General features: G+C 74.5%; 22 protein-coding genes. 13 read left to right on the top strand and 9 right to left on the bottom strand.

Annotated features, from left to right (window positions below):
• Window positions 1–88: 88 nt before the first annotated feature.
• The 6 genes from WMF28_RS09860 to WMF28_RS09835 form a co-directional block, all read right to left on the bottom strand.
• Window positions 89–463, bottom strand: a complete 375-nt coding sequence (locus WMF28_RS09860; RefSeq protein ID WP_437601885.1) for a response regulator transcription factor — start codon at window positions 461–463, stop codon at window positions 89–91.
• Window positions 464–555: 92 nt separating this feature from the next.
• A complete protein-coding gene (locus WMF28_RS09855) occupies window positions 556–1,923 on the bottom strand; it encodes an ATP-binding protein (protein ID WP_437601884.1) in 1,368 nt (455 codons plus the stop codon).
• Window positions 1,920–2,606, bottom strand: coding sequence for a response regulator (locus WMF28_RS09850; RefSeq protein ID WP_437601883.1), 687 nt, complete (start codon window positions 2,604–2,606; stop codon window positions 1,920–1,922). The genes WMF28_RS09855 and WMF28_RS09850 overlap by 4 nt, the downstream gene beginning before the upstream one ends.
• A gap of 58 nt (window positions 2,607–2,664) precedes the next feature.
• Window positions 2,665–2,895, bottom strand: coding sequence for a hypothetical protein (locus WMF28_RS09845; protein WP_437601882.1), 231 nt, complete (start codon window positions 2,893–2,895; stop codon window positions 2,665–2,667).
• 16 nt (window positions 2,896–2,911) lie between these two features.
• Window positions 2,912–3,460 carry a Spy/CpxP family protein refolding chaperone gene (locus tag WMF28_RS09840; protein WP_437601881.1) on the bottom strand — a complete coding sequence of 183 codons (549 nt, stop codon included), beginning with the start codon at window positions 3,458–3,460 and terminating at the stop codon, window positions 2,912–2,914.
• 342 nt (window positions 3,461–3,802) lie between these two features.
• Entirely contained in the window at window positions 3,803–5,434 is a 1,632-nt protein-coding gene (locus WMF28_RS09835; RefSeq protein WP_437601879.1) for a hypothetical protein, read from the bottom strand.
• Window positions 5,435–5,746: 312 nt separating this feature from the next.
• Between WMF28_RS09835 and WMF28_RS09830 the strand changes: the two genes are divergently transcribed.
• Genes WMF28_RS09830 through WMF28_RS09815 form a run of 4 tightly spaced genes read left to right on the top strand, consistent with a single transcriptional unit; the run spans window position 5,747 to window position 10,185 of the window.
• Entirely contained in the window at window positions 5,747–6,346 is a 600-nt protein-coding gene (locus WMF28_RS09830) for a hypothetical protein (RefSeq protein ID WP_437601878.1), read from the top strand.
• Window positions 6,343–7,917 (top strand): GMC family oxidoreductase N-terminal domain-containing protein, encoded by a 1,575-nt coding sequence (locus tag WMF28_RS09825; RefSeq protein ID WP_437601876.1) that lies wholly within the window; start codon window positions 6,343–6,345, stop codon window positions 7,915–7,917. The genes WMF28_RS09830 and WMF28_RS09825 overlap by 4 nt, the downstream gene beginning before the upstream one ends.
• Before the next feature lie 55 nt (window positions 7,918–7,972).
• A complete protein-coding gene (ltaE, locus tag WMF28_RS09820; RefSeq protein WP_437601875.1) occupies window positions 7,973–9,076 on the top strand; it encodes a low-specificity L-threonine aldolase in 1,104 nt (367 codons plus the stop codon).
• Window positions 9,073–10,185, top strand: coding sequence for a tetratricopeptide repeat protein (locus WMF28_RS09815; RefSeq protein WP_437601874.1), 1,113 nt, complete (start codon window positions 9,073–9,075; stop codon window positions 10,183–10,185). Before ltaE ends, WMF28_RS09815 begins: the two co-directional genes overlap by 4 nt.
• Window positions 10,186–10,221: 36 nt before the next feature.
• Here WMF28_RS09815 and WMF28_RS09810 read toward each other — a convergent pair whose 3' ends face one another.
• A complete protein-coding gene (locus WMF28_RS09810) occupies window positions 10,222–10,608 on the bottom strand; it encodes a hypothetical protein (RefSeq protein ID WP_437601872.1) in 387 nt (128 codons plus the stop codon).
• Window positions 10,609–10,895: 287 nt separating this feature from the next.
• Here WMF28_RS09810 and WMF28_RS09805 point away from each other — a divergent pair, with 287 nt between their 5' ends.
• From WMF28_RS09805 to trxA, 8 genes are all read left to right on the top strand, one after another.
• Entirely contained in the window at window positions 10,896–11,663 is a 768-nt protein-coding gene (locus tag WMF28_RS09805) for a hypothetical protein (protein WP_437601871.1), read from the top strand.
• Between the two features lie 73 nt (window positions 11,664–11,736).
• Complete coding sequence (locus WMF28_RS09800) at window positions 11,737–13,719, top strand: FHA domain-containing protein (RefSeq protein WP_437601870.1); 1,983 nt, start codon at window positions 11,737–11,739, stop codon at window positions 13,717–13,719.
• Complete coding sequence (locus WMF28_RS09795) at window positions 13,716–15,560, top strand: Stp1/IreP family PP2C-type Ser/Thr phosphatase (RefSeq protein WP_437601869.1); 1,845 nt, start codon at window positions 13,716–13,718, stop codon at window positions 15,558–15,560. The genes WMF28_RS09800 and WMF28_RS09795 overlap by 4 nt, the downstream gene beginning before the upstream one ends.
• Window positions 15,561–15,597: 37 nt before the next feature.
• Window positions 15,598–16,671: a S1 family peptidase gene (locus WMF28_RS09790; RefSeq protein ID WP_437601868.1), complete on the top strand. Its 1,074-nt coding sequence runs from the start codon at window positions 15,598–15,600 to the stop codon at window positions 16,669–16,671.
• On the top strand, window positions 16,671–18,263 hold the full coding sequence (locus WMF28_RS09785) for a trypsin-like peptidase domain-containing protein (RefSeq protein ID WP_437604234.1): 1,593 nt from the start codon (window positions 16,671–16,673) through the stop codon (window positions 18,261–18,263). Before WMF28_RS09790 ends, WMF28_RS09785 begins: the two co-directional genes overlap by 1 nt.
• 16 nt (window positions 18,264–18,279) lie before the next feature.
• Window positions 18,280–19,809, top strand: coding sequence for an ABC transporter permease (locus WMF28_RS09780; protein WP_437601867.1), 1,530 nt, complete (start codon window positions 18,280–18,282; stop codon window positions 19,807–19,809).
• Window positions 19,806–20,801, top strand: a complete 996-nt coding sequence (locus WMF28_RS09775) for an ABC transporter permease (RefSeq protein WP_437601866.1) — start codon at window positions 19,806–19,808, stop codon at window positions 20,799–20,801. The genes WMF28_RS09780 and WMF28_RS09775 overlap by 4 nt, the downstream gene beginning before the upstream one ends.
• A gap of 185 nt (window positions 20,802–20,986) precedes the next feature.
• Window positions 20,987–21,628 (top strand): thioredoxin, encoded by a 642-nt coding sequence (gene trxA / locus WMF28_RS09770; protein WP_437601865.1) that lies wholly within the window; start codon window positions 20,987–20,989, stop codon window positions 21,626–21,628.
• Between the two features lie 93 nt (window positions 21,629–21,721).
• On the opposite strand, the gene larC is transcribed toward trxA, so the two are convergent.
• Both larC and larB read right to left on the bottom strand, forming a co-directional pair.
• Window positions 21,722–23,134: a nickel pincer cofactor biosynthesis protein LarC gene (larC, locus tag WMF28_RS09765; RefSeq protein ID WP_437601864.1), complete on the bottom strand. Its 1,413-nt coding sequence runs from the start codon at window positions 23,132–23,134 to the stop codon at window positions 21,722–21,724.
• 68 nt (window positions 23,135–23,202) lie between these two features.
• A complete protein-coding gene (gene larB / locus WMF28_RS09760; RefSeq protein ID WP_437601863.1) occupies window positions 23,203–23,955 on the bottom strand; it encodes a nickel pincer cofactor biosynthesis protein LarB in 753 nt (250 codons plus the stop codon).
• Window positions 23,956–24,151: 196 nt separating this feature from the next.
• Here larB and WMF28_RS09755 point away from each other — a divergent pair, with 196 nt between their 5' ends.
• Window positions 24,152–24,904 (top strand): hypothetical protein, encoded by a 753-nt coding sequence (locus WMF28_RS09755; protein WP_437601861.1) that lies wholly within the window; start codon window positions 24,152–24,154, stop codon window positions 24,902–24,904.
• The last annotated feature ends 18 nt before the right edge of the window (window positions 24,905–24,922 follow it).

Genomic DNA, 24,922 nt, shown 5'->3' with positions numbered 1-24,922 from the left:
GGGTGTAGTCAAAACCCGCGCTGCGTTCCAGCACGCTCTTGCGCCGGCCAGGGAGCCGCCGTCGCGGGGGGAGCCGCCCGAGAGCCTGTCAGCGCCGCAGCGCGGCCTTGAGCCCGCCGATGTGCTCCAGGAGCTCGAGAGGCCGGAACGGCTTCGCGTAGTACGCGGTCGCGCCGAGCTCCTCGGCGCGGGCGCGCGCCTCGCGGTCGTCGAGGGCGCTGATCACGATGATCGGCAGGCTGGCGGTGGCCGGATCCGCGCGGAGGCGCGCGCAGACCTCGAAGCCGTCCATGCTCCCGGGGAGCATCAGATCGAGGAGGATCACGTCGAAGGGCTCGGTCAAGGCGCGCTCCACCGCCTCGCGGCCGGTGCCGACGCCGATGACCTCATGGCCGCTCGCGCCGACCAGCGCCTCGATCATGCGCCGGATCGCGTCCTGATCTTCACAGAGAAGGATACGCATGGTCGCGAGCTCACGGAGCGTCGCACCCGCGCCATCGCGCGGTCAAGCGGGAACGCCCCCGCCCGCCCGGTCCAATCGCGATCGGGATCGGGCTAGGCGCGGCGAGGGCGGCCGGCGAGCCGCTCGGCGCTGGCGGGCGGACGCAGCGCGAGCTCGATGCCCACGCGCGCCCCGCCGCCCTCGCGGCTCTCGGCGAACGCGCGGCCCCCGTGCGCCTCGGCGATGCGCTTGCACAGCGCCAGGCCCAGGCCGAGCGAGCCGCGCTCGGCGCCGCTCTCGCCCCCCTGCACCCGTTCGCGCCGGAAGAACGGCTCGAAGATGCGCGTCTCCTCCCCCTCCGCGAACCCGGGGCCGCGGTCCTCGACCTCGAAGACCACGCGGCTCGGACCGCCGGGACGGACCCGCAGCCGCTCGGCCCCGCCCGCGTGCGCGCGCGCGTTCTCCAGCAGGTTGGCGAGCGCGCGCGCCAGCAGCGTCGCGTCCGCCGCGAACGCCGGCGTCCCCTCGGCGACCTCCAGCAGCGTCGGGTCCAGCCCGGCGCGCTCCAGCGCGCGGATCGCGGTCTCGGCCGGGCTGAGGCGCGACACGGTGAGGGCCGCGAAATCGATGCGCGAGCTCGCCAGGAGATCGCCGACGAGCGCGTCGATTTCCATGACCTCGCGATCGAGATCGTCGAGCACGGACACGCTCGGCCCGCCGCTCCCGCGGGCCATCTCGGTGAGCAGGCGGATCCGGGCGAGCGGCGTGCGGAGCTCGTGCGACACGGCGGCGAGGAGCTCTCGCTGGTCGGCGATCTGGCGCTCGATGCGGCCAGCCATGTCGTTGACCGCCTCGGCGACCACGCCGACCTCGCCCTGCCCGTGGCAGTCGAGCCGGACCCGGCTCGACAGCTTGCCGGCGCCGATCTCGTGGGCGACGTGGGCCAGATCGACGAGCGGGCGGGCGAGGCGGCGCGAGATGAGGCCCGAGGCCCCCCACAGGACGACGCCCACGGCGAGCAGCGGCAGGGCGAGGCGGAGCGACGCGCCAGACCGGCCGCGCCCGGGGCAGAGGAGCACGGTGCCGAGCGGACCGCCCTCGCCGCGGACCGGCGCGACAAGGGTGTGGGCCCGGCAGGGCTGGCCGTACCGCGCGAGCCTCCGCCCCGTCGCGTCGCGGAGCTCGAGGTCGGTGTCGAAATCCTCGGCGATCACGCGGGCGAGGGCGTCGCGGGCCACGGGATCGGCCCAGACCCGCTGGAACTGGTGGCCCACGAAGGACTGGGCGCGGGCGTGCTCGCGCCGCCAGCCGGAGTTGCCGACGCGGTCGATGGCCCCGACCGTCGCGATTGCGGCGAACGCGGTGATGAGGATGGTCGCGCCGAACCACATGAAGATCCGGCGGTGCAGCCGCGCGCTGAGGAAGCGGCCGATCGAGACCTTCCGCCCGTTCTCGTACAGCCAGGACCGGTAGCGGATCACGCGCGGTCCTTGGCGAGCACGTAGCCGACCCCGCGCACGGTCTTGATGAGCTTCGGCGACCTGGGATCGTCGGCGAGCTTCTGGCGCAAGTGCGAGATGTGCACGTCGACGGTCCGCCCGCCGACGTTGACGTCGCCGCGGCCGGCCTCCTCGAGGAGCGCGTCGCGGGCGACGACGCGGCCGGCGCGCCGCGCGAGGGCCACGAGGATGTCGAACTCGATGCCGGTGAGCTCCGCCGGCTTGCCCGCCACGCTGACCACGCGGCCGGGCACGTCGATGGCGATGTCGCCGGCCACGATCCGCTCGCCGGCGGCGTCGGGCGTGGCGCGCCGGAGCACGGCCCGGAGGCGCGCGAGCAGCTCGCGCGGGCTGAACGGCTTCGCGATGTAGTCGTCGGCGCCGATCTCGAGGCCGACCACGCGATCGGCCTCGTCGCCGCGGGCGGTGAGCATGAGGATCGGCATCGAGCTCTTCTGCCGGATGCGGCGCACGACCTCGATGCCGTCCATGCCGGGCATCATCACGTCGAGGAGGACGGCGTCGAAGGTGCCCGCGGCGAGCGCCGCGAGGCCTCGCGCGCCGTCGCCCGCGACGGTCACCATGAACCCGTTCTGCTCGAGGTAGCTCGCGAGCAGGGCGTGGAGCCTTGTGTCGTCGTCGATGAGCAGCAGCCGCAGCGCCATGGAGGACCCCGGGGAGCAGGGGCGGCAGCGCGCGGCTGCCGCCTCCTTTGTGTATAGCTCAGCGGTCCGCGCCGGTGTCGGGCTCCGGCGCTCCGGGGCGCGCGGGCGCGGCGCTCCGCCACGAGGAGCGCTCGGCCCCGCGCGCGGCGTCCACGCACAGGGACGCGACGTGGCGCTGGAAGGCGTCGCGGCGGGCCTCTGCGCGGCATCGCAGCGAGGAGAAGCCGGAGGCGTAACCGAAGACGGTGCCGAGGACGAGCAGCGTGATCGTGATCTGGCGTCGCATCATGGTCTCGTTGCCTCCTTCACGCCCACTCGCCGTGGGTCCTGTAGGGATCGGCGCGGTGGCCGCGCCCGCCGGCCCTGCCGGACCCCAGGTCGCGGAAGGCGGCCGGCCCGATCTCGATGAGATCCGCGAGCTGCTCGCGCTGGCGATCCTCGAGCACGGCGTGGACCTTGCCGAGCGCGCCGACCGCGGCCTTGCGCAGCGACTCGATGGCGGTGTCGTGCCGCGCGAAGAGCTCGCCGAGGCGCGTCTCGTCGAGGCTCGGGCTCCGCATCGCGGCCGCGACGTCCGCGCGCGTGCTGCGGATCTCGCTGCGGTGCGCGTCCGCGGCGGCGCGGAGCTCGTCGACGGCCGAGACGATGACCTTCTCCTGCGACGGCGTGGTGCCGAGCCGGTCGAAGAGGAACGACAGGAAGAAGCGACGGCGGAAGCCGAAGCCGCCGAAGCCGCGCCGGCCGAAGGAGCGCGGCCCCGCGCCCCAGTGCCCACCGCAATCGTACCGGCCGCCGCGCCTCAGGGTCATGATCAGGCCGATCAGACAGGCCGTTCCAACGACGAATCCCAACATGATGAGTACCCTCCGTGAGCGTCTCCGCTGTCGATACGTGCACGGGGAATGTCCGCGCGGCCCCGGTTCGTCCGGACGCGAGCGCGGCCCCGGCCGCAGGTGACCGGAGCCGCAGACGCGCGGCCCCGAGCTGCGAGGTCGGAGCCGCAGACGCGCGGCCCCGAGCCACGACGAAGCTGCGCAGGGCATGTGAAGGATGTGCAGGAACGCGCGTGAAGAAAGATGAAGACAGCCGCGCGGCGCTCGGTGCTGGACGACGCGGCGCGCCGTGCTGCGGCCGCGCCGTGCTGCGACGGAGCGGTGCGTCGTGTCGCGCGGGCGGCTTCGCGCCCTCGGACAGCTTTACTTCGCCGGCTCCACCTCGCCGATGTCGTCCAGGTCGGCCTTGGCCTTCTCGTCGCCCGAGACCGCCCACGGATTCGTGCGTTCGCTGTCGGGCGCAGCACCGTCGGCTCCGTCGTCGTCCCCCTCTTCTTCGAGGTCGTCGAGCGACTCGACCCCGGCCGGCGAGGAGCTCGGCGCAGGCGGCGTCGACGCGCGGGGCGCCGGGGGCGCAGGCGGCGTCGACGCGCGGGGCGCGGGGGGCGCGGGCGGCGTCGACGCGCGGGGCGCGGGGGGCGCGGGCGGCGTCGACGGGCGCGCCGACGAGGTGCCCGGGTCGCTCGGGAGCCTGCTGCGCGGCGGCTCGGCCACCTGCGATGAGATGAACGCCGCTGCGGGGCCCGCCGCAGCCGACGGCTTCGCCACGATGGCGCTCGGGGACGTGATGCTCCCGGCCGGCCTCGGGCCCGCGGGAGAGCCGGTCGGCGAGCTGCTCACCGAGGGCGGGAGACCTCCCGACGGCGAGCTCGCCGCCCCGGAGGAGGCCCCGCCCGGAGCGGCGCCCGCAGCGGGCTTGCCGGCCTGGCCCGGATCAGGCGCGACGCCGGACAAGACGGAGGCAGGCGCCGCCGACGCGGGCGCGCCGCCGGATGAGGCGGGGGCCAACGCCGCAAACGCTGGCATGGGCGCACCGCCCGGCGAGACGGGCGCCGACGCCGCCGGCTTCGACACGGGCGCACCGCCGGACGACGCCGGCGCCGGCGCCGCCGGAGCGCCGGCCGCCGGCGCGGGCGCGCTGCCCAGCGCGGCGGCGGGCGCGCCACCGCGGCCCGACGACAGCTCCGCCGGCGCCGCCCTCGGCGTGGCGGCGCGCGGCGTGTCGAAGCGCATCGCCTTCTGCGCGAGCTGCACCACGGGGAGGATCTCGCGCGGCGGGATGTTCGCGGCGATCACGTCCGGCCCGGCGATCGCGAGCTCGCCGTCGGCGTGGAACGGCACGCCCGGGCGCTCGCGCTCCTGCTTGAGCCGCGCGTTGTCGATGGCGACGCGGACCTCGAGCGGGATCCGGGTCTGCCAGAGCCGGCCGTCGATCGCCGTGCGCACGTCCCACGGCGTCAGGATCGGCGTCCTGCCGATGCCCTCGAACGGGCTCCGGTCCGCGAGCAGCGCCTTGAGCAGCCAGGCGACGATCTCCTGGTGCTGCGGCGTGTCCTGATCCCACGGCATCGACTCGCGGAAGAACTGCCAGTAACCCCCGGCCGGGCCGTACACGGAGAGATCGCGCGGATCGAACGCGGCCTCGAACGCGCGCGGGGTGATGTCGCCCTCGTCGATGACGGAGTCGATGAGCGCGCCCTGGAAGTCCGGCGTCTTGCGGCGGGCGGCCCGCGGCGAGAGGCCGGTGAGGGAGGTCGTGATCTGCTGGCGAACGTCGCCCCGCTCGCGGAACCAGTCCATCCGCTCGACCGCGCCGAACTGCTCGCGCAGCTTGACCGGCGTCCACCACGGCAGATCGAGCTCGCGCAGGCGCGCGATCAGCTCGGCCACGAGCTGCAGCGCAGGCTCGCTCGCGAGGTGCACGCGCGCCTCTCTCCTCAGCGTCTCGTCGTCCTTGCTCTCGGAATCCCGGTGCTGCAGCGATCGCTCCGCCATCGTTCCTCCGTGTTCCCCCGGCTGTTCAGCTGAATACCAGAACCGGATCCGCGACGCCCGCCCGCGCGCGCGACGGCGGAGCGCGCTCCGGCCCGGCGCGACCCGTGCCTCGACGCGAGCGCGCGGCGCGCATCTCCCGCGGACCGCCAGGATGTCGTTCTGCAACGACGCGCGAACGCAGCGGCGAGCAGCGGCCGATCTTCAAGGGCGCCCCCTCTGCGTGGCCGAGGCCAGCGCCCGAGGCCACCCGGCCGCGACGCGCGCCGCCTTGGATCTCGGCGCGGCGTCGATCCGGGCTAGGCTCTCGCGGCCATGCAGGAGGACGCGGGAGAGGGCGCGCGCGAACGCGCAGCGCGAGGGTTCGATCGGCTGGACCGCCCCGGGCGCGGGCTCTCGCCGTGGGCGCGCCGCGTCGCGTGGTCCGCCGCCGAGGCGATGCTCTGCGACGAGGACGAACGGGGCGAGCTCGCCCCGCCGGGCGCCGAGGTGTGCGAGCGCGCGGTCGCGGCGCTGGATCTCTCGCTCGGGCAGGCAAGCCCCGAGACGCGGCGCGGCTTCGCGCTGCTGGCCGCGTGCCTCGAGCTGCTGCCGCTCTTCGTGATCGGCGCCTTCGGCCGGATGAGCCGGCTCTCGCTCGGCCGGCGGCTCGCCTACCTCGAGGCGCTGGAGTCGAGCCGCTCCGGGCTCCTCGCGATGCTGCTCGTCGCCTTCAAGGTGCCCATGTGCATCCCCGCCTTCGAGGAGGGCGCGGAGCTCGCGCTGACGGGCCTCGACCGCGAGAGCACCGCGGCGCGGCGCAGGTTGCCCGAGCTCCGCCCGGCCGCGGTCGCTCCCGCCGCGCCGCGCGGGGAGGCGGACGAGGGCCCACGCGCGCAGCCCGCCGCCACGTCCGGCGCAGGGGGTGACGCGTGACCCACGCCATCGCGTCGAGCGCGCCGATCGTCCGCGGGCGCGACCTGCCGGCCGGGTTCGACGAGCCGTGCGACGTCGTCGTGGTCGGCTCCGGCGCCGGCGGCGCGGTCGTCGCGGCGCTGCTCGCCGAGGCGGGGCGCCGCGTCATCGTGCTGGAGGAGGGCCCCTACTACCGCCCCGACGACTACCAGCGCTGGAAGCCCAGCGAGTCGCTGCGGCGGCTGTTCCGCGAGGGCGGCATGGTCACGGCGTTCGGCGTGGGCCAGACGCCGATCATCTCGCTCACGCAGGGGCGCGCCGTCGGCGGCTCGTCGGTGGTGACCGGCGGGGTCTGCTTCCGCATCCCGGGCAGCGTCCACGCGCGGTGGGTGCGCGACCTCGGCCTCGACGAGCTGTCGGAGCGAGCGCTCGAGGCGGCGTACGAGAGCGTCGAGCAGCGGCTCGACGTCCGCGAGGTCCCCGAGGCGATGCGCTCCGCGTCGACGGCGCGGTTCGTCGAGGGGGCGAGGCGGCTCGGCATCCCGATGCGCCCGCTCCGCCGCAACACCGGCGACGCCTGCGAGGGGAACGGCCGGTGCAACTTCACCTGCCCCGCCGGCGCGAAGCGCTCGGTCGACGTCGCCTACCTGCCGTCGGCCACCGCGCACGGCGCGCGCGTCGTCGCCGACGCGCTGGTCGAGCGGATCGACGTGAAGCGCGGGCGCGCCGCCGGCGTCGAGGGGAGGCTGCTCGGCGGCGAGCCGGGGGCTCCGCCGCGCCGGTTCCGCGTGCGCGCGAAGGCCGTGGTCGCGGCGTGCGGCACGCTGCACACGCCGCTGCTCCTCCGCACGGCGGGCGCCTTCAAGGCGAGCGGCGCGCTCGGCAACGACGTGACGCTGCACCCCGCGGTGCGCGTGGTCGCGCGGTTCGACGACGCGCTGAACGGCTGGGACGGCGCGCTCCAGAGCGTCTACTCCGACCACTTCGACGCCGAGGGGATCAAGCTCGTCGGCGTCTACTCGGCGGTGAACGTGCTCGCAGCGGGCCTCCCCGGCGTCGGGCCCGCGCTGCGGCGGCGGGTCCGCGCGCTGCCGCGCTGCGCCGTCTTCGGCGCCATGATCCACGACGAGGGCGGCGGCCGCGTCCGCCCCGGCCCCGGCCGCGAGCCGCTCGTCTCGTACGCGATGGCGCCGCGGGATCTCGCGCGGCTGCGCCGCTCGATCACCCTCCTCAGCGAGATGGCGATCGCCGCCGGCGCGCGCGAGGTCTACACCGCGATGATCGGCGAGCCGCCGATCACGTCGATGGACGCCGCGCTCGCGGCCGAGCGCGCGCCCATCGACGCGCGCCGCATCGAGTGCATGGCGTTCCACCCGCTCGGGAGCGCGCGGGTGGCGAACGATCCCCGGCGCGGGATCGTCGACCAGGACGGCGAGTGCTTCGAGCTGCCGGGGCTCTTCGTGGCCGACGGATCCATCATCCCCACGAGCATCGGCGTGAACTCGCAGGTGCCGATCATGGCGATGGCGACGCGCATCGCGTGGCGGATGGCCGAGCGCTTCCCGAGGCTCGCGGCGGAGAGCCCCGCGTAGGGGCGCAGGGCGCGGTGCTAGCATGTCGGCGCGGGCCGACAGCCGAGGTTTCAGGATGCAAGCGATGATCGATCTCCGCTCCGACACGGTGACCCGACCGACCGCGGCCATGCGCGCGGCCATGGCGGCGGCCGAGGTCGGCGACGACGTGTACCGGGAGGACCCCACCGTGCGCAGGCTCGAGGAGCGCGTCGCGGAGCTGACGGGCAAGGAAGCCGCGCTGTTCGTGCCGAGCGGGACGATGAGCAACCAGATCGCGCTGCTCTGCCACACGCAGCGCGGCGACGAGGTGATCGCGGGCGAGGGCGCGCACTGCGCGTTCTACGAGAGCGGCGCCGCCTCCGCCTGGAGCGGCGTGCAGTTCGTCTTCGCCGGGCGCGGCGGCCTGTTCAAGGCGGCGGACGTCGAGGACGCGATCAAGCCGCCGCAGTACTACCTGCCGCGCACGCGCGTCGTCGCGATCGAGAACACCCACAACCGCGCCGGCGGGCGGGTCTTCCCGCAAGACGACGTCCTCGCCATCGCGTCCGTCGCGCGCGCGCACGGGCTCGCGCTCCACCTCGACGGAGCGCGCCTCTGGAACGCGGCGGTCGCCTCCGGCCGGACGGTCGCCGAGCTCGCGCGGCCGTTCGACACGGTGAGCGTGTGCTTCTCGAAGGGGCTCGGCGCCCCGGTCGGCTCCGCGCTGTGCGGCGGCGCCGACGTGGCGCGCGCCGCGCTGCGCTTCCGGAAGATGCTCGGCGGCGGCATGCGGCAGGCCGGCGTGCTCGCCGCCGCCGCCCTGTACGCGCTCGCGCACCACCAGGGCCGCATCGCCGAGGACCACGAGGCCGCGCGCGCCATCGCGCGGGCGATGCGCGAGGCGGCGCACCGCGCCGCCCGCTCGGCCGGAGCAGAGGCGCCGCCCGCGACGATCGACGAGCCCGAGACGAACATCCTCTACGTCGACGCGCCGGGGATCCCGGCCGAGCGGCTCGTCGACGCAGCGCGGCGGCGCGGCGTGCTCATCGGGACGACGGGCAGGTGCACCGTCCGCGCCGTGACCCACCTCGACGTCGCGCCCGAGCAGGTCGCGCACGCGGCGAGCGCCCTCGCCGAGGCGCTCGCCGAGGTGCTGCCTTCGCCGCGCGATCGCGGCGCCGCGGGCGTGCGCGCATGAGCCGTCGCATCGCCGCGAACGCCTCCGCCGCGGCGGTCGCCCTCGCGATCGCCGCGCTGCTCGGCCCCGCGTGCGCGCCGGCGCGCGGCGACGCCTACCTCGCCGCGCTGGCCGCCGGCGAGCGCGCCTACCACGCGGGGCGCTACCACGAGGCGGCCCGCTCGTTCGACGGCGCCGCCTCGCGCGCGCTGCGCGTGAAGGACCGCGACGAGGCGCGGCTCATGCAAGCGCGCGCCTTCGAGCGCGCGGAGGCCTGGGGCGAGGCGCGCGCGTCGTACGAGCGGCTGCTCGCCGACTCGCCGCATGGGCCGCGCTCGGTGCGCGCGGAGTTCGAGCTCGCCGATCTCGCGATCGAGCACGGCGACGCCGACGCGGGCTTCGCGAGGCTCCTCGCGGCGACGCGTCGACACCCGTCGCACGGGCTCGCGCGCAACGCGCTGAAGCGGCTCATCCAGCGGGAGGAGGAGCGCGCCGGCGCGGGCGGCGCGCTCGCGTGGCTGCGGCAACAAGGCCCGTCGTTCCGCGGGACAGCGCTCGATCAGGACGTCGCCTACCACACGGGCCTGCTCCTCGAGCGCAGCGGCGATCGCGAGGGCGCGCTGCGCGCGCTCGTCGCTGCCGCGCGCGCGCACCCGTACCCCGCCGGCAACCTGACGGACAACGCGCTCTTCCACGCGGCGGAGCTCGCCGCCTCCCTCGGGCGCCCCGAGGAGGCCATCGGCTACCTGAGGGAGATGCTCGCGCCGCGCGAGCCCGCCGTGACCGGCAGCTACGATCGCGAGAAGTTCGACGACGCACAGCTGGAGATCGCGCGCCTCTACCGCGACGCGCTCGGCGATCGCGCGGCCGCGCGCCGCGAGCTGCGCAAGCTCTACACGAACCACCCCGCGTCCATCCTGCGCGACGACGCGCTCTGGGCCGAGGCGAAGCTGTGGCGCGAGGAGGGCCGGACCAGGGAAGCGTGCGCCACCGCGGCGCTGATCACCCGGGAGCTCCCCGACTCGCGCTACGCGCGTTGCGCGCACGCGATCTGCCCGTCGCTCCCGGCAGCGCAGCGCCCGTGCGCGGACTACATCGTCCGCGAGCTCGACGGCGAAAAGGCCCCTTGACGCGGGGGCGCCGCCCTGGCGGCGCCCCGCCCGCGATCAGTCGTCCTCGTCGTCCGCGGGCTCGAGCTCGGCGTCGTCGTCCTCCTCGTCGTCATCGTCGGCGAGGTCGTCGTCCTCGGCCTCGTCGAGGTCATCGTCGTCCTCGCGCGGCTCGTACTTCAGATCGATGCCGATGTCGCCGAGCTGCGTCTCGAGGAGCTCGAAGAGCTCGTCCACGTCGTCGCCCCCCCACTCGTCGAGCACGTCGGTCAAGAACTCAAAAAAATCACCGCTGTCCAGACGACGCTCGATCTCTTCGACCTGCTCCTCCGAGAACGCTTCGAGGACGTCCTCGCGCAGCGCTTCGGTGTCGCCTTCCTCAACGGCATCCGCCGCAGAGAGGCGGATCTGCTTTACGGCACGCTTGTCGAGGTGAATCTCCATGAAGGTGGCTTCGTTTAGGCGACCCTCGCAGTCGCCGTCAAGCGGCGTATGGCGTCGAGCTTCAAGAGACCGCTCGCCTCCCCTTCCCGTCCCCTCTTTTCCTGGGGCGTGCCGCCGGCGCGCCGAGAGGCCAGGGTCTGGACGGCCGCCCGCGGGCCCCGTCCCCCGCGCCGCGGAGGGGCGTTGCCGGCGGCAGATCTCTCGCGTATCTCAAGCAGCTCGTGCGTTTACGACCTCCGCCCGGCGCGCTCCCGGCCGCGACCCTCGCGGCAGGAGCCCTGCTGTCCTTGACAGCACCGGCCGCGCCGCCGGATCGCAAGACCGAGAGCGACCTCCCCCGCGCCGCGCCGGACGCACCCGCCGGCGCCAGGACAGGCGAGGCCGCGGACGAGAGGCTCGACGGCGGCCTCGCCACGCCCACCGAGGGCGCCGCGCAGGGGAACGAGGCCACCCCCGCGCAGCCGCTGCCTCCTCCCGTCAAGCCGCGCGTCGAGCTCGCCGCCCGGCCGCCGCCGCTGCACGTCGAGTACGTGCAGTACGGCGTCGCCCTCGTGGCGGAGATCAGCCTCGACCCCGGCGCCGTCTGCCCGCGGTCGGGGCCCCTGTACTCGTGCATCCTGGGCAGCGGCGGCGGGCTCGCGATCCGCGGCGGCTACCGCTCGCCGGGCCCCTGGTACTTCGGCGGCGCGTACCAGTTCACCAAGATGGACTCGAGCAACCTCTACCGGCTTGGAATCTTCCAGCAGCTGCGCGCCGAGATGAGGTACCTGCCGGACATCGGCTACCGAGCGGCCCCGTATTTTTCCGCCGGCATCGGCGGCATCGTCTACGGCAACGAGTGGGGCGTCGAGACGGGCGGCGCGCTCATCTTCAGCGGCGTCGGCGTCGAGCTGGAGGTGTCGCGCCGCGCCGTCCTCGGCGTCAGCTGCGTCTACCGGCCGGTGCTGATCTCGGGCTGGAAGGACACGGCCAACTATGAGCGGGCCACCGCCATCGCGCAATTCGTGGGCTTCGAGCTCCTGCTCGAGGTGCGGACCGAGCTCGGTCGGCGCTGAGCGGCTCCCCTGCCGATCGAGAGAACGCACCGTCTACTTGACTCGACCGTCGCTCCGCGGTCCCCTCGGCAGCGTGATCTGCGATGTGTGCGGTCGCGACAACGCGGGCGATCTGACGTTCTGTCAGGATTGCGGCCGACGGCTCAAGGTGCGCGAGGCGCGCGTCGCCCCGCCGACGCCGCCGAGCGGCCTGCCGCAGGTGTCGCTCCCGGCCGTGGCGGCGCCCGCGCAGGGCGACGCGCCGCCGGCGAACGACGCCCGCGCGAGCGCCCGGGCGCCGGGCGCTCGCGGCGCCCCGGGGCGCCTTCGCCCGGAGGCGCCGGTGTTCTCGTTCAGCCCGATCGGCTCGGCGAGGACGGAGCCCGCGATGCCGGCGATGCACGGCCGCGCGGAGATCACCGCCCGTCCGGCGCGCGAGGGCGCCGCGACGCCGGCCGCGGGCGCGCTGGACAGCGCCATCCAGATGGCGCCGGCGCTGCAAGGGCCGAGGATCACCGGCCGGGGCGACGCGCCGGTGCCCGCGGCGATCGCGACCCCCTCGATCACCGAGGCGCTGCTGGGGCTCTCCTGCCCGAGCTGCGGCGTGGACAACCCGCCGGGCTACCGCTTCTGCGTGACGTGCGGCGCGCCGCTCCACCGGAAGGACGGCGCCGCGCCGGCGGGCGCACCGCAGCCGGCGAGCGTCGCGTCGAGGAGGGGGAGGGGCGGCGAGCCGGACGCCGCGCTCTCCCCTGCCGCGCCGGACGTGGCGCCCCCGCCGCTCGAGGAGACGGGGACGACGGCGCGGGGGGTCCAGGACGCTGCGCTCCGGCACGCGCCTCCGCCCGAGGCCGCGCCTCCGCCCGAGGCCGCGCCTCCGCCCGGATCGGGATCGCGCGACGAGCGCCCCGGCGGCGGGGACACGCAGCGGCAGAGCCCCGGCGCCTCGCCGCCGGGCCGAGCGGCGTCTCCTCCGCTGCCCCCCGTCGCCCTGCCGCCCCCACGGCTGCCCCCTCCGGCGACCAGCGGGAGCCCCCTCGACAAGATCGTCGGCTCGCCGGTGCTCGACATCGCGTCGTCGCGCCAGACGCCGACCCCGCCGATCGAGTGTGCGCGCTGCCATGGCCAGTGCCTTTCGGGCACGCGGTTCTGCAAGTACTGCGGGGCGCCGCTCGACGGCGAGCGGCCGGTCTCCGAGCGCCCGTCCCGGGCCGCCGCCGACCGCCCGCAGCCTGCGCCCTCGCCCGTCCCGGAGGTCGGGCGCGCCCCGCCGCGACCGCCGCAGGGCGACGCCGCCGGGCCGAGCTCGATCGAGACGGGCAGCACGCCGCCGCCCTCCCAGGCGCCGCTCGCTCCGCTGCGGGCGTCCTATTCGGTGCGCCCGCCGGCGTGGGTCCCGACCGACACGCGGCCGACCCGGGCGCCCGAGGGCAAGCTCATCGTGATCGTCGAAGACGGGACCGAGGGAAAAAGTTTTTCCCTCACCGGCTCGCAGATCGACATCGGCCGCAGCGAGGGGGATATCGTCCTCGAGGACGACCTGTACGTCTCGCCGCGGCACGCCCGGATCATTCCGCAGAGCGGGTCCTGGGTTCTCCGCGACCTGGGCAGCGTCAACCGCATCTACCTGCGCATCCGGAAGACGCACCCCCTTCGAGATGGCGACTTGCTCCTCCTGGGCCTCGAGGTGTTACAGTTTCAGACCGTGAACGACGGGGAGCGAGGCCTCGGCCATGCCATCCAGCATGGAACGTTGCTGTTTGGCTCGCCCGCCATCCACCGGCGGGCGAGACTTTGCCAGCGGACGGTGGAGGGCGTGACGCGAGACGTGTACCACCTCTACCGGGATGAGACGGTGATCGGACGGGAGACGGGAGACATCGTGTTCACGGCCGATCCGTTCCTCTCGCGACGCCACGCCGCCATCCGGAGGAACCCGGCCACGGGGGAGTACGCGCTCACCGACCTGGAGTCGTCGAACGGGACGTACGTCGCCATACGCGAGGACGTCAGCCTCCTGGATCGCGATTTCGTGCGCATCGGGCAGCACCTGTTCCGCGTGGATCTCTCCCGATGAGCGACCAGACCGTCCGCGAAACGCCGACCGATGCGCTGGAAGTCGAGGGGCTCCCGAGCGCGGCGTCGGTAGGGACCGACTCGAGCAGCAACGCGGGCAAGGCCCTTGGTGACTCCCCGCACGGCGCCGCGTCGCTCGAGTCCGGCAAGGCGGGGTCTCTGGAAGCAGGCAAGCCCGTGAACTGGAAGCCGCCCACGCCGCCCAAGATGCGCTCGGCCGTGAACGCCGCGCGCGAGCAGAAGGCTGGCATCGCCGTGAAACCCATGAAAGCGCCCAGCGCCCCGAGCCCCGACAAGGTCGGGAGGAAGCTCCCCCCACCGCCGCGGGTGCGGCTCACCGCCGGCGGGCTGCGCGACGACGACGCGGATGGAAGCGCGACGAGGTCGTCGGACGACCTCGCGGACGCGGCGATCCCCGACGCGCCGCCGGCCGCCGCTCAGGCGCAGGCCGCCCGCGCTGCCCCGGCGATCGCCACGTCGCGCAACGACGGCGCGCTCGACGAGCCCCCCGCCGCGGAGGCCGCCGTCGGCGACGGCTCGACCGGGCGCCCCCTTGCGGGCGAGGCGACGGCGGGCCGCGAGCCGGCCGAGGGCGCGCAGCGCCCCGACGACATGGACAGCGAGGCAGCAACGCCGGCCGAGCCGCAACGACCCGAGGTCGTGCTGCGGCTGTTCGGCCGGACCGACGTGGGTCAGGTCCGCGAGCACAACGAGGACAACTTCATCGTCGCGGATCTCACCAAGGCGAGCCGCGGCCTGATGGAGATGGACCGCTACCAGGTGGTCGGCGAGCGCGGCGCGCTGCTCGGCGTGTGCGACGGCATGGGCGGCGCCGCGGCCGGCGAGGTCGCGAGCCAGCTCGCGGTCGACATCATCTACCAGCGGATGAGCGCCGGCGGCCCCCCGCAGGACCACGACGAGCTCGCGGCGCGGCTTGTGCAGTCGATCGAGGCCGCGGGCCTCAGGATCTTCAGCGAGGCGAAGCTCGATCGGACCCGGCGGGGGATGGGGACCACCTCGACCATCGCCGCGCTCATGGACGATCACCTGTTCCTCGGCCAGGTCGGCGACAGCCGCGCGTACGTCCTGCGCGGCGATCGGCTCGTGCAGGTGACGCGCGATCAGTCGCTCGTGAACCAGCTCATCGAGGCCGGCCAGCTCACGGAGGAGGAGGCCGAGACCTTCGAGCACAACAACATCATCCTCCAGGCGCTCGGCACGGCGGACTCGGTGCAGGTCGACCTCACCTTCGTGGAGCTCAAGCGGGGCGACACGCTGATGCTCTGCTCCGACGGGCTCTCGGGCATGGTGCGGAACGAGGAGATCCGCGAGGTGCTGCGGACCGTCGACGATCCGATCGAGGCCTGCAAGGTGCTGACGGATCGGGCCAACCAGGCCGGCGGCCACGACAACATCACGGTGGTCGTCGCGAAGTTCGACGGCGACGGGCTCGCCGAGGCGGACCTCGTGGACATCGAGGAGCTCCGTTACCAGAAGTACTCGCTGCCCGAGCACCTCCTGGCCCAGAACGCCGTCGCCTCCGAGCCGGCGCGCAAGGTGAAAGAGCTCGACGAGAAGAAGATCTCGCAGCGCCCCCCCTCACCGAAGTCGTGGCTGACCGGTGCAGACGGCGATCTGGGCGATGACGGCGACGACTACGACCCCGTCATCGCGGCGCTTCCCCCGGACGAAGCGCTGGAGGAGCGCAAGGCCCGCGCGCCCGTCCAGGGCGACGAGCCGATCATGATCCCGACCGACGGCGCGCCGCAGTGGCTCGTGATCTTGATGATCGTGAGCGCTGTCGCGTGCGTTACCATCGCCGGCTACTACCTGCTCCGTTAGGGCGCGCGCAGCGCACGTGCGCGCGCCCCCAACCGCGATGCTGCGCAGCAACGACAAGCGCGGCCGGCAGACTCCGGCCGCACCGCAGGAAGGGTCCGCCCCGCGACGATCGGACGCGGACGGCCGCGTCGACGTGGAGACCGCGCAGCGCATCATCAGGGATGCCGTCGTGCAGGCGATGCAGCGCGAGGAGAAGGCGCTCGCGCTCGTGCGCGCCAAGGCGGACGAGGCGCAGCGCCGGGTGGCGCGCAACAACCTGCTCCTCGGGCTCGGCGTCGCCGCGGCGCTCGTCGCCGTGGGGGTGGCGGGCGTGGTCGCGTACCGGTCGCGCCAGGCGGCCGACGCGCTCGCGGGCGAGGTCGGGCTCGGGGTCACGCCCGCGGCGCGGCCATCGGGCGAGATCCCGGAGCAGGTGCTCTCGGGCCGCGCGATCTTCGAGCAGAACCGGCTGGCGCTCTACGTGATGGGCTACAAGGTGGACAACCGCATCGGCGGTTGCTGCTCGGCCTTCGCCATCGCGCCCGATCTGCTCGCCACGAACGCGCACTGCGTCCGCGACTGCCGCGCGCGCGGCGGCACCTCGATCGCCACGCAGAACGACTCGATGGGGAAGACCCGCCTCCGCATCGTCGCGATGTCGGCCCACCCTGCGTACAAGCCCGGGCAGGCGGGGGCCGGCTCGCCGGACGTCGCCCTGCTCCGCATCGACGGCAGGGCGTCGCACACGGTGAAGCTCGCGAACGACGCCGAGCTGCGGGCCATCGGGCCGGGCGACGACGCTTACGTCCTCGGCTTCCCCGGTCGTCTGATGGACCCGCTGAGCCCCTCGGCGACGTTCCTGGAGGGCCGCATCGGGCGGGTGACCGGCATCGACGAGGAGGCGACGACGCCGGACCGCGCCGTCCTCATCCAGCACGATGCGGTCACGCGCGGGGGCAACAGCGGGAGCCCCATCTTCAACCAGTACGGGCACGTGATCGGCATCCACGCCGCGCACATCGACGACGAGAACGACGTGACGATCGACGGGCGCAAGACGACGGTGACGCAGAGCTCGCCGTTCCGGATCGGGATGCGCATCGATCTGCTGAAGGGGGTCCCCGCGCCGTGATGCTGCGCGTCGTGCACACGTTCGGGCGCAACGCCGGGTCCGTGGAGCTCCATGACAGACGCGTGGTGCGCTTCGGTCGCGCGCCGGACAACGACGTCGTGTTCGACCCGAACCACGATCGCGACGCGAGCAGCCACCACGCCGAGGCGCGCCTCGAGGCGGCGGGCTGGGTGCTCTACGACCTCGACAGCCGCAACGGGACCTACGCGGGCGGGCAGCGGATCAAGCGGCACCCGATCGCCTCGGGCGATGAGCTCACCTTCGGCACGAAGGGCCCGCGGGTGCGGCTCGAGCTCGTCGAGCGACATGCGCCGGGATCGCCGCATGCGCACGCGCCGCCGCCTCACCCCGCGCCCGCCGCGTACCCCGCGCCCGCCGCGTACCCCGCGCCCGCCGGCTATCCCTCGCCCGCCGCTGCCTATCCCTCGCCCGCCGCTGCCTATCCCTCGCCCGCCGCTGCCTATCCCTCGCCCGCCGCTGCCTATCTCGCGCCCACCGCGGCCCCCCCGGCACCGGCCGCGGGCTGCCCCGCGCCCACCGCGGCCCACTCCGGGCACGTCGCCGCCGCGCCGCCGGCCGGCGCCCGGCGGGTCGGCGAGCGGACGATCGCCATGATGATCTCCTCGGCCGTCTCGGCCGCCACGGGGCGCGCGAAGCCCCGCGGCACCGTCGAGATCAACGCCATGCTCCACAAGGAGGTGCGCGCCGCGACCGCCGGCCAGCGCCGCACGACCTACGTCCTCGCCCTGCTCCTGGTGGTCGCGCTCGCGAGCCTCGCCGGGCTCATCGTTTATAACCGCTCCTCCCACGACGAGATCAGCCAGCTCCGCGCCGAGCTCGCGCGCCTCCCGCCGGAGGACCCGCGGCGCAAGGAGATCGAGCGCCGCCTCGGCACGCTTCACCCCTCGAACGCGAACTTCGGGCGCAACCTCCACGACCGCGTCAGAAAGGGGATCTTCATGCTCGCCTCGGGGCGCGAGGGGTTCTGCACGGCGTTCGCGGTGCGGCCCTCCATCCTCGTGACGAACGCGCACTGCATCTCCGCGGCCAAGCGCCGCGGCGGCGCGATCGTGGCGCTCGAGAACGAGGGCCGGGGCCAGATAAGCTTCGCCGTGACCAGCATGCGGCCACACCCCCTGTACCGCGAGAGCGCGGACCAGCTCACCCCGGACATCGGGATCGTGTCGATCACCGGGCGCGCCGCCGCCGTCCTGGAGCTCGCCACCCGGGAGGAGCTCGCCGCGGCCGGCGCGGGCGACGACGTGTACCTGATCGGCTTCCCCGAGCGCCTCACGGACGCCGCGAACCCCGTCGCCACCTTCCTGGCCGCCAACATCGGCCGGACCACCGGCGCGAACGGGCGGCCCGCGGCCGCGGCCGACGCCTGGCTGATCCAGCACGACGCCCGCAGCACGAGCGGCATGAACGGGAGCCCCATCTTCAACGGCCAGGGCAAGGTCATCGGCATCAACGCCGGCGGCTACCTGGAGGGCAACGACGAGACGATCTCCGGCCAGAAGACGGAGGTGGTCAAGGCCTCCCCCTACAAGTTCGGGATGCGCATCGACCTGCTCGACGCCATCCTGCGCTGATCCCCGCGCGAGAGACATGCTCCGCCACGCGCTCCGCCGGCTCCTCTGGACGCTCCCCACCCTCGTCGGCGTCTCGCTGCTGACCTTCTTCGTGCTCTCCTTCGTCCCGGATCCCACGGACGATCCGCTCCTCGCCAGCTCCCTCTCCAGCGCGGAGCTCGCGCGGCTCCGCCGGGAGCGCTTCCTCGATCTCCCGCGCTTCATCAACCTGGAGCCGCGCGACGTGCGCCTGCGCGCCCTCGCGGCCGCGCAGGCCATCGCGGCCGGCGGCGACGGCGCGGCCGCCGCGGCCGAAGAGCTGCGGCGCCTCGGCGGCGCCGCGCTTCCGCACATCCTGCCGCTCGACGCGCTCGCGCCCGAGCCGCGCACCCGCGTCGCCCTCGCGCTCGCGCCGGTCGCGGCGCGGATGGGCCTGCCGCGCGCCGACGAGGCCGCCGATCCGGCGCACGCCGTCGCCTTCTGGACGCGCTTCTGGGACGACCGCGGCATCGAGTTCCGGAGCGCGTCGGTCCGGAGCGCGGTGCGGCGCCTGGTCCGCTACGGCTCCGCGTCGCGCGCCTCCGAGCTGCTCGAGCTCGACACGTTCGCCCTGCAGCCGGTGATCGCCGCGCTCCAGCCGCCGCGCGACGCGGCGACGCTCGCTCAGGCGCGCGCCCTCGTCGAGGTTGCGGCCCACATCGCGGAGATCGACGACCGCATCGCCCCGGGCGAGGACCTCGCGGAGGCCCGCGCGTGCGTCACGCGGTGGAAGTCCTTCTGGAACGTGTACCGCAGCGACTTCGAGGTGTTCTCCGGCCCGGCGCGGCTCGCGGCGACGGTGCTCGAGACCCGGTACGGCAAGTGGGCGCTCGGCGCGGTCACCCACCGCCTCGGCGTCGCGGCGACCGGCGAGCCGGTGCTCGACGAGCTCGCGCGGCGCGCGCCGGTCACGCTCACGCTCGTGTTCGGAGCGATCGCCCTCGCGTACGCCGTGGCCGTCCCGCTCGGCGCGCTGAGCGCGGCCTCGCGCGGTCGGCGGAGCGACTCCGCCATCGCGGCCGCCGTGCTCATCTTCGCCGTCCTCCCGACCGCCGTCGTGGCCGTGGCCGCCGCGCTGCTCTCGGGCGGCGCGCGGTCGCTGCTCCTGCCGACGTGCCTCATCGCGCTCTCGCTCATCGCCGCGCCGACGCGGCAGCAGCGCGCCGCGCTCGTCGCCGTCCTCACGCAGGACTTCATCCGGGCCGCGCGGGCGCGCGGCGCCGGCACCGCGCGCGCCATCGCCGTCCACGGCCTGCGCAACGCCGCGCTCCCGGTCGTGACGCTCGCCGTGCTGGAGCCCCCGATGGCGCTCGGCGGCGCCTTCGTCGTGGAGCGCGTCTTCGAGCTCCACGGGCTCGGCGAGCTCACCCTGCTCGCCGTGCAGGCGCGCGACGTGAGCTGGCTCATGGCCATCTCCATCGGCGCCGCCGGCATCGCCGCGCTCGGCGTGATCGCGACCGATCTCGCCTACGTGCTCGTCGATCCGCGGCTCGGCCCGGCGGTGCTCTCGCGGAGGAACGGGGCGTGACCCACGCCGCGGCGTTCCTCCGCCGGATGGTCGGCAGCAAGCGGGTCGCCGCGGGCACCGTCCTGCTCGGCGTGCTCGCGCTGCTCGCGATCTTCGCCGAGCTCCTCGCCGCCCCTGCGCCGATCGCCCGGTTCGGGTCGGACGGCGCCGAGATCCTGCCCGCGGTCACCGACGCCGCGGAGCTCGAGTCGCTCACCGAGGCCGAGCTCCGGGTGCGCTTCGAGGTGGGCGTCGCGATCTGGCCGCCCATCCGCTACGGCCCGGAGCAGCGCACCGACGCCGGCCCGAACGCGTCGCCCTCGCTCGACCACCCGCTCGGCACGGACTTCGAGAGCCGCGATCTCGCCGCGCGGCTCATCTACGGCGCGCGCACCGCGCTCGGCCTGTCGCTCAGCGCGGTGCTCGTGGGCATGTTCCTCGGCGTCGTGCTCGGCGGGCTCGCCGGCACGCTGCGCGGCGTCTGGAACGACGGCCTCGTCCGCCTCGTCGAGACGGTCGACACCTTCCCGGTGATCCTCGTCGTGGCGATCGTGCGCGCCATCGAGCGCGAGCCCTCCGCGCTGTCGCTGGTGCTCGCGGTCGCGCTCGTCCGCTGGGCGGAGATCGCGCGCCTCGTGCGCGCCGAGGTGCTGCGGGCGTCGAGCGAGGAGTACGTGATGGCCGCGCACGCGCTCGGCAGCACCCGGCTGCGCGTCTTCTACCGCCACATCCTCCCGAACGCGCTCGGCCCCACGATCGTGAGCTCCGTGCTCGGCGTGGCCTCCGTGGTCCTGCTCGAGGCGGCGATCTCGTTCCTCGGGATGGGCGCGCCCTCCCGCGTGGCGTCGTGGGGGGAGACGCTGGGCCAGGCGGCGCGGCACCCGAGCGAGATCCGGCTGCTCGTGTTCCCCGGGCTGCTGCTCCTGGCGACGGTCGGCGGCTCCTACCTCATCGCCGACGCGCTGCGCGACGCCGTCGACGCGCGCACCGTGCGCGCGCGGATGCCGCGCTGAGGGCGCGGGCAGCTGGACGGAGCACCCGCGGCCGGCGGCGCGGCCGCCCGGGGGCGCCCTGCGCCGAGATGGCGCCGAGGTAGCGCCGAGATTTCGCCGAAATCGGCCTCATCTCCGCGATCTCGGCGGCGGGGGCCTCGCGCCACTCGATCTCGATGGAAAGGCCCGCTATGAATTCGCCCGCCATGGCTGTTCCCGAGATCAGCGAGCAGGAGTTCGAGCGCGAGGTGCTCCGCAGCGAGTTGCCCGTGCTCATCGATTTCACCGCCACCTGGTGCGGGCCGTGCAAAACGGTCGCGCCGGAGGTCGACGCCATCGCGCGCGAGCTCGAAGGCAAGGCCAAGGTGGTCAAGGTCGACATCGACCGGTCGAAGCGCATCGCCACCACGCTGCGCATCCAGTCCGTCCCGACGTTCATGGTCTTCCACCGGGGCCGCCCGGTGGCCGCCGAGCAGGGCGTCCTCAACCGCAAGCAGCTCCGCGAGCTCCTCGATCCATTCCTCCCGCGCGCCGAGGGCGCCATCCGGGCGGTCGAGCTGGCGCAGCTGATCCGCGAGGGTCAGGTGGTCGCCGTCGACACGCGCGAGGGCCCCGCGTACGGCCGCGCCCATATCCCCGGCGCGGTGCACATCCCGCTGGACGAGATCGAGGGCCGGCTCGCCGAGCTCCACATGCTGACCGGCGCGCCGGTCCTCTACTGTCGCTCCGGCGACAAGTCGAAGGATGTGGCCACGAAGCTCGCCCAGGAGGGCGTCCCCGTCGCGTTCCTCGAGGGCGGCTTTCTCTTGTGGGAAGCCGAGGCGCTGCCGATCGAGCGCCCCGACTGAGCGCGCCTTCGCGCGTCCAGCCGGGCGAGCGCGCGTCACGGAGGCAAGCGCGCGGCGCTGCGGCGGGGCGTCACCGCTCGGCGGCCGGCGGCGTCACCCCTTGGCGGCCGCGAGCGCCGCCGAGACGACCTCGCGCACCGGCACGCCGTGCGTCCTCGCCGCCGCGGCGCAGTCGTCGAACTCCGGCTTGATCTGCGGCGGGCCGAACGGCCCCTCGCTGATCTTCACCCGGATGGCGCCGTACGCGGTCTTCACGGTCGTGATCCGCCGCGGCCGCTCCGTGCGGGCGACCGGGATCTTCCGGAGCCCGATGCTGGTCGTCTCGCGGAGCAGCGCCGTCGCGACGGCATCGGCCTGGGGGGCGGCGGCGAGCGCCGCGATCGTCAGCGCGGGCCGCCCTTTCTTCATCGTGATCGGCGCCGCCCACGCGTCGAGCGCGCCCGCCGCGAACAGCGCCTCGATCGCGTGCCCTGCCACCTCGCCCGTGAGGTCGTCGACGTTCGCCTCGACGATCACGTGCGATGCGCTGCCGAGGCTCTCTTCCCCGCCAGAGCGCGTTCCCAGGACGACCCGCAGCAGGTTGGGGCGGTCCGGCAGCTCTCGCTGGCCGGCGCCGAAGCCGATCCGGTCGGGCGCGAACGTCGGCCAGCGCTCGAACCGGGTCGCCAGCGCGGCGATGATGGCCGCGCCTGTGGGCGTGACAAGCTCGGCGTCGAGCTCCACGCCGTACGTCGGGACGCCGCGGAGGCAAGCGACCGCGGCAGGCGGAGGCAGCGGGAGGATCCCGTGCCGCGCCTTGACGAACCCGCGGCCCATGGGCAGCGGCGATCCGACGACCTCCGCCCCGATGTGCGCGATGGCCGCGGCGGCGCCCACGATGTCGACGATCGCGTCGACGGCGCCGACCTCATGGAAGTGCACGTCTTCCAGGCGGATCCGGTGCACGGCGGCCTCCGCCTCGCCGAGGCGCCGGAAGATCCGGCGCGCCAGCGCGGCGACGGGCGGATCGAGCGGCGCTGCGGCGAGCATGGCGTCGATGGATCCGTAGGTGCGCTCCGGCTGCGGCGTCTCGACGTGCACGTCGAACGAGGTCGCCACGATGCCGCTCCGGTGGGCGTGCCCACGGTGCAGGTGGAATCCCTCGATGGGCAGCGCCGCGACGGCGCGCTCGATGACGAGGAGCGGCACCCCGAGATCGAGCAGCGCGGCGATGGTCATGTCGCCCGCGATCCCGCTGAACGCGTCGAAGAACAGGATCTTGCCGGCGCCCGCGCCTTCCTCGAGGAGCGGCGTGCGCGGGTGATCATGCCCGTGCTCGTGTGCAGGGTCGTGCGCGTGCTCGTGATCATGCGCGTGCCCGTGCCCGTGCTCGTGCTCGTGCGCGTGCGCATGATCATGCGCGTGCGCGTGATCATGCGCGTGCCCGTGCGCATGATCATGCCCGTGCTCGTGTGCATGATCATGCCCGTGCGCATGGTCGTGCCCGTGATCGTGCCCGTGTCCCATATCTCGCCTGCTCCGTTCGCCGGGCGCCTGCGCTGTGCGGCGCTCCCGCGGTCGCGCTCGTCCCGCGCTCACTCCTTCGGCAACATGCGATGCACCACCATCGCCGCGCCGAAGCCGCTGTCGATGTTGACCACGGCGACGCCGGAGGCGCACGACGTGAGCATGGAGAAGAGCGCGGTGAAGCCGCTCAGCGCCGCGCCATAGCCGACCGAGGTCGGGACCGCGACGACCGGGGCGGCCACGAGCCCGCCGACCACGCTCGGCAGCGCGCCCTCCATACCCGCGACCACGATCACGGCGGACGCCTTGCGCAGCTCCTCGATGCGATGGAGGAAGCGATGCAGCCCCGCCACCCCGACGTCGTACAGCCGCTTCGCTTCGAGCCCCACGGCACGCAGCGTCTCGATGGCCTCCTCGGCGACCGGGAGATCGCTCGTGCCCGCGGTGACGACCGCGACCGGCCCGGTGGCGCGCTTCGGCGTGGGCGCGACCTCGATGCTGCCGGTCCGCGCCAGGGGAACATAGCGAAACGCCGGCAAGAGCGACGCCACCGCCTCGCCCTTCGCGGCGTCGATCCGGGTCACGAGCACGTTCTGCCCGGCCCTCGCGATCTCCTGGGCGATCAGAGCGATCTGCTCCGGCGTCTTCCCTTCGCCGAAGATCACCTCGGGCACGCCCTGCCGGAGCGCGCGGTGGTGATCGACGGTCGCGACGCCCAGGTCCCGGAAAGGCAGGCCTCGGAGCGCCTCCAGCGCCTCCTCGACGGCGAGCTCGCCGGTTCGAACGCGCTCAAGCATCTCCCGGACGAGGCGCGGCTCCATGTGCGCAGCCGCTTAGCGCGGCGGCGCGGCCAGGGCAAACGTTCCGCCCCGTCCGCCCGTCCCCCTGGCTGGCCGGGCGAGCGCCTGTACGCCTCCGGAAGCTCGGCGCGCGCGCGTGCTCCTCGGACGCAGGCCCCACTAAAATCTTCCAGTCTCTTTGCGCAAGAGGGGGCGACAGGGCTACTTTCGGCGCCGCGTGCCCGCCTTCGTCGCTCCCTTCGTCGGCTTTGCTCTCGGCGCGCTGCTCGCCTGGTTCAGCGCGGCAGCCCCTCACCGCCCAGGCGCGCTGCGCGCGGCGGAGGCTCGGCTCGCGCCCGGCCCGCGCGATCGGCCGCTCGCCCTCGTCTTCCTGTTCGCCGTCCTCGTCTTCGCCCCGGTCTGCGCCTACTTCCTCGTCTTCGCGCCCGACTGGAGCTTCGCGTACCTCGTCGACACCGGCCGGATCCCGTCCGCCGTCGACCTCGTGCTGCTCCTCCTCGACGTCGCCTCGGTGCCCGCCGGGTTCGCCGCCGCGCAGCGCTTCGCCGCGAGCGCCGGCGGCAGGCCGACCGCGCAGCGATCGGTCCGTGCGCTGGCCATCTTCTCCGGCGGTCCGCTCGCGATCGCCCTGATCGCCGTCATCGCCCTGTCCCGGCGCCTCGCGATCGACGGCACCTACCGGCAGGTCGAGGGCGACTTCGGCGTCCACCCGGTCGCCGGCGGTCCGCTCGGCTACGCGCTCCTCTGGATGCACACCATGCTCGCCGCCGGATTCGCGGTCACCGTGAGCGCCCTCCTCCGGCGCGAGCCGCCGGGCGGCGGGCAGAAGGCCGGGCCCCCCCTCGGCCCGAGCCCCCGCGCCGTCCCCAGCGAGCCGGCGCCCGCGGCCGATCCGCCCCGGCCCGCCTCGACGCGCCCGCAGCGCCGGCTCGGCCTCGGCAAGGGCGGCCGCTCCAACCGGCCGGGCTGAGACGCATCCCGCGGGCAC

Origin of the sequence: Sorangium sp. So ce590, from assembly GCF_051521365.1 — a bacterium.
Lineage (GTDB): Bacteria > Myxococcota_A > Polyangia > Polyangiales > Polyangiaceae > Sorangium.
This window is presented reverse-complemented; position numbering and strand designations above follow the sequence as displayed.

Coding starts and splice junctions, on each gene's coding strand:
- WMF28_RS09835 (WP_437601879.1), bottom strand. CDS start 5,434: ATGGCGGAGCGATCGCTGCAGCACCGGGATTCCGAGAGCAAGGACGAC.
- ltaE (WP_437601875.1), top strand. CDS start 7,973: ATGCAAGCGATGATCGATCTCCGCTCCGACACGGTGACCCGACCGACC.
- WMF28_RS09850 (WP_437601883.1), bottom strand. CDS start 2,606: ATGGCGCTGCGGCTGCTGCTCATCGACGACGACACAAGGCTCCACGCC.
- WMF28_RS09795 (WP_437601869.1), top strand. CDS start 13,716: ATGAGCGACCAGACCGTCCGCGAAACGCCGACCGATGCGCTGGAAGTC.
- WMF28_RS09840 (WP_437601881.1), bottom strand. CDS start 3,460: ATGTTGGGATTCGTCGTTGGAACGGCCTGTCTGATCGGCCTGATCATG.
- WMF28_RS09785 (WP_437604234.1), top strand. CDS start 16,671: ATGCTGCGCGTCGTGCACACGTTCGGGCGCAACGCCGGGTCCGTGGAG.
- larC (WP_437601864.1), bottom strand. CDS start 23,134: ATGGGACACGGGCACGATCACGGGCACGACCATGCGCACGGGCATGAT.
- WMF28_RS09810 (WP_437601872.1), bottom strand. CDS start 10,608: ATGGAGATTCACCTCGACAAGCGTGCCGTAAAGCAGATCCGCCTCTCT.
- larB (WP_437601863.1), bottom strand. CDS start 23,955: ATGGAGCCGCGCCTCGTCCGGGAGATGCTTGAGCGCGTTCGAACCGGC.
- WMF28_RS09860 (WP_437601885.1), bottom strand. CDS start 463: ATGCGTATCCTTCTCTGTGAAGATCAGGACGCGATCCGGCGCATGATC.
- trxA (WP_437601865.1), top strand. CDS start 20,987: ATGGCTGTTCCCGAGATCAGCGAGCAGGAGTTCGAGCGCGAGGTGCTC.
- WMF28_RS09780 (WP_437601867.1), top strand. CDS start 18,280: ATGCTCCGCCACGCGCTCCGCCGGCTCCTCTGGACGCTCCCCACCCTC.
- WMF28_RS09845 (WP_437601882.1), bottom strand. CDS start 2,895: ATGATGCGACGCCAGATCACGATCACGCTGCTCGTCCTCGGCACCGTC.
- WMF28_RS09830 (WP_437601878.1), top strand. CDS start 5,747: ATGCAGGAGGACGCGGGAGAGGGCGCGCGCGAACGCGCAGCGCGAGGG.
- WMF28_RS09790 (WP_437601868.1), top strand. CDS start 15,598: ATGCTGCGCAGCAACGACAAGCGCGGCCGGCAGACTCCGGCCGCACCG.
- WMF28_RS09815 (WP_437601874.1), top strand. CDS start 9,073: ATGAGCCGTCGCATCGCCGCGAACGCCTCCGCCGCGGCGGTCGCCCTC.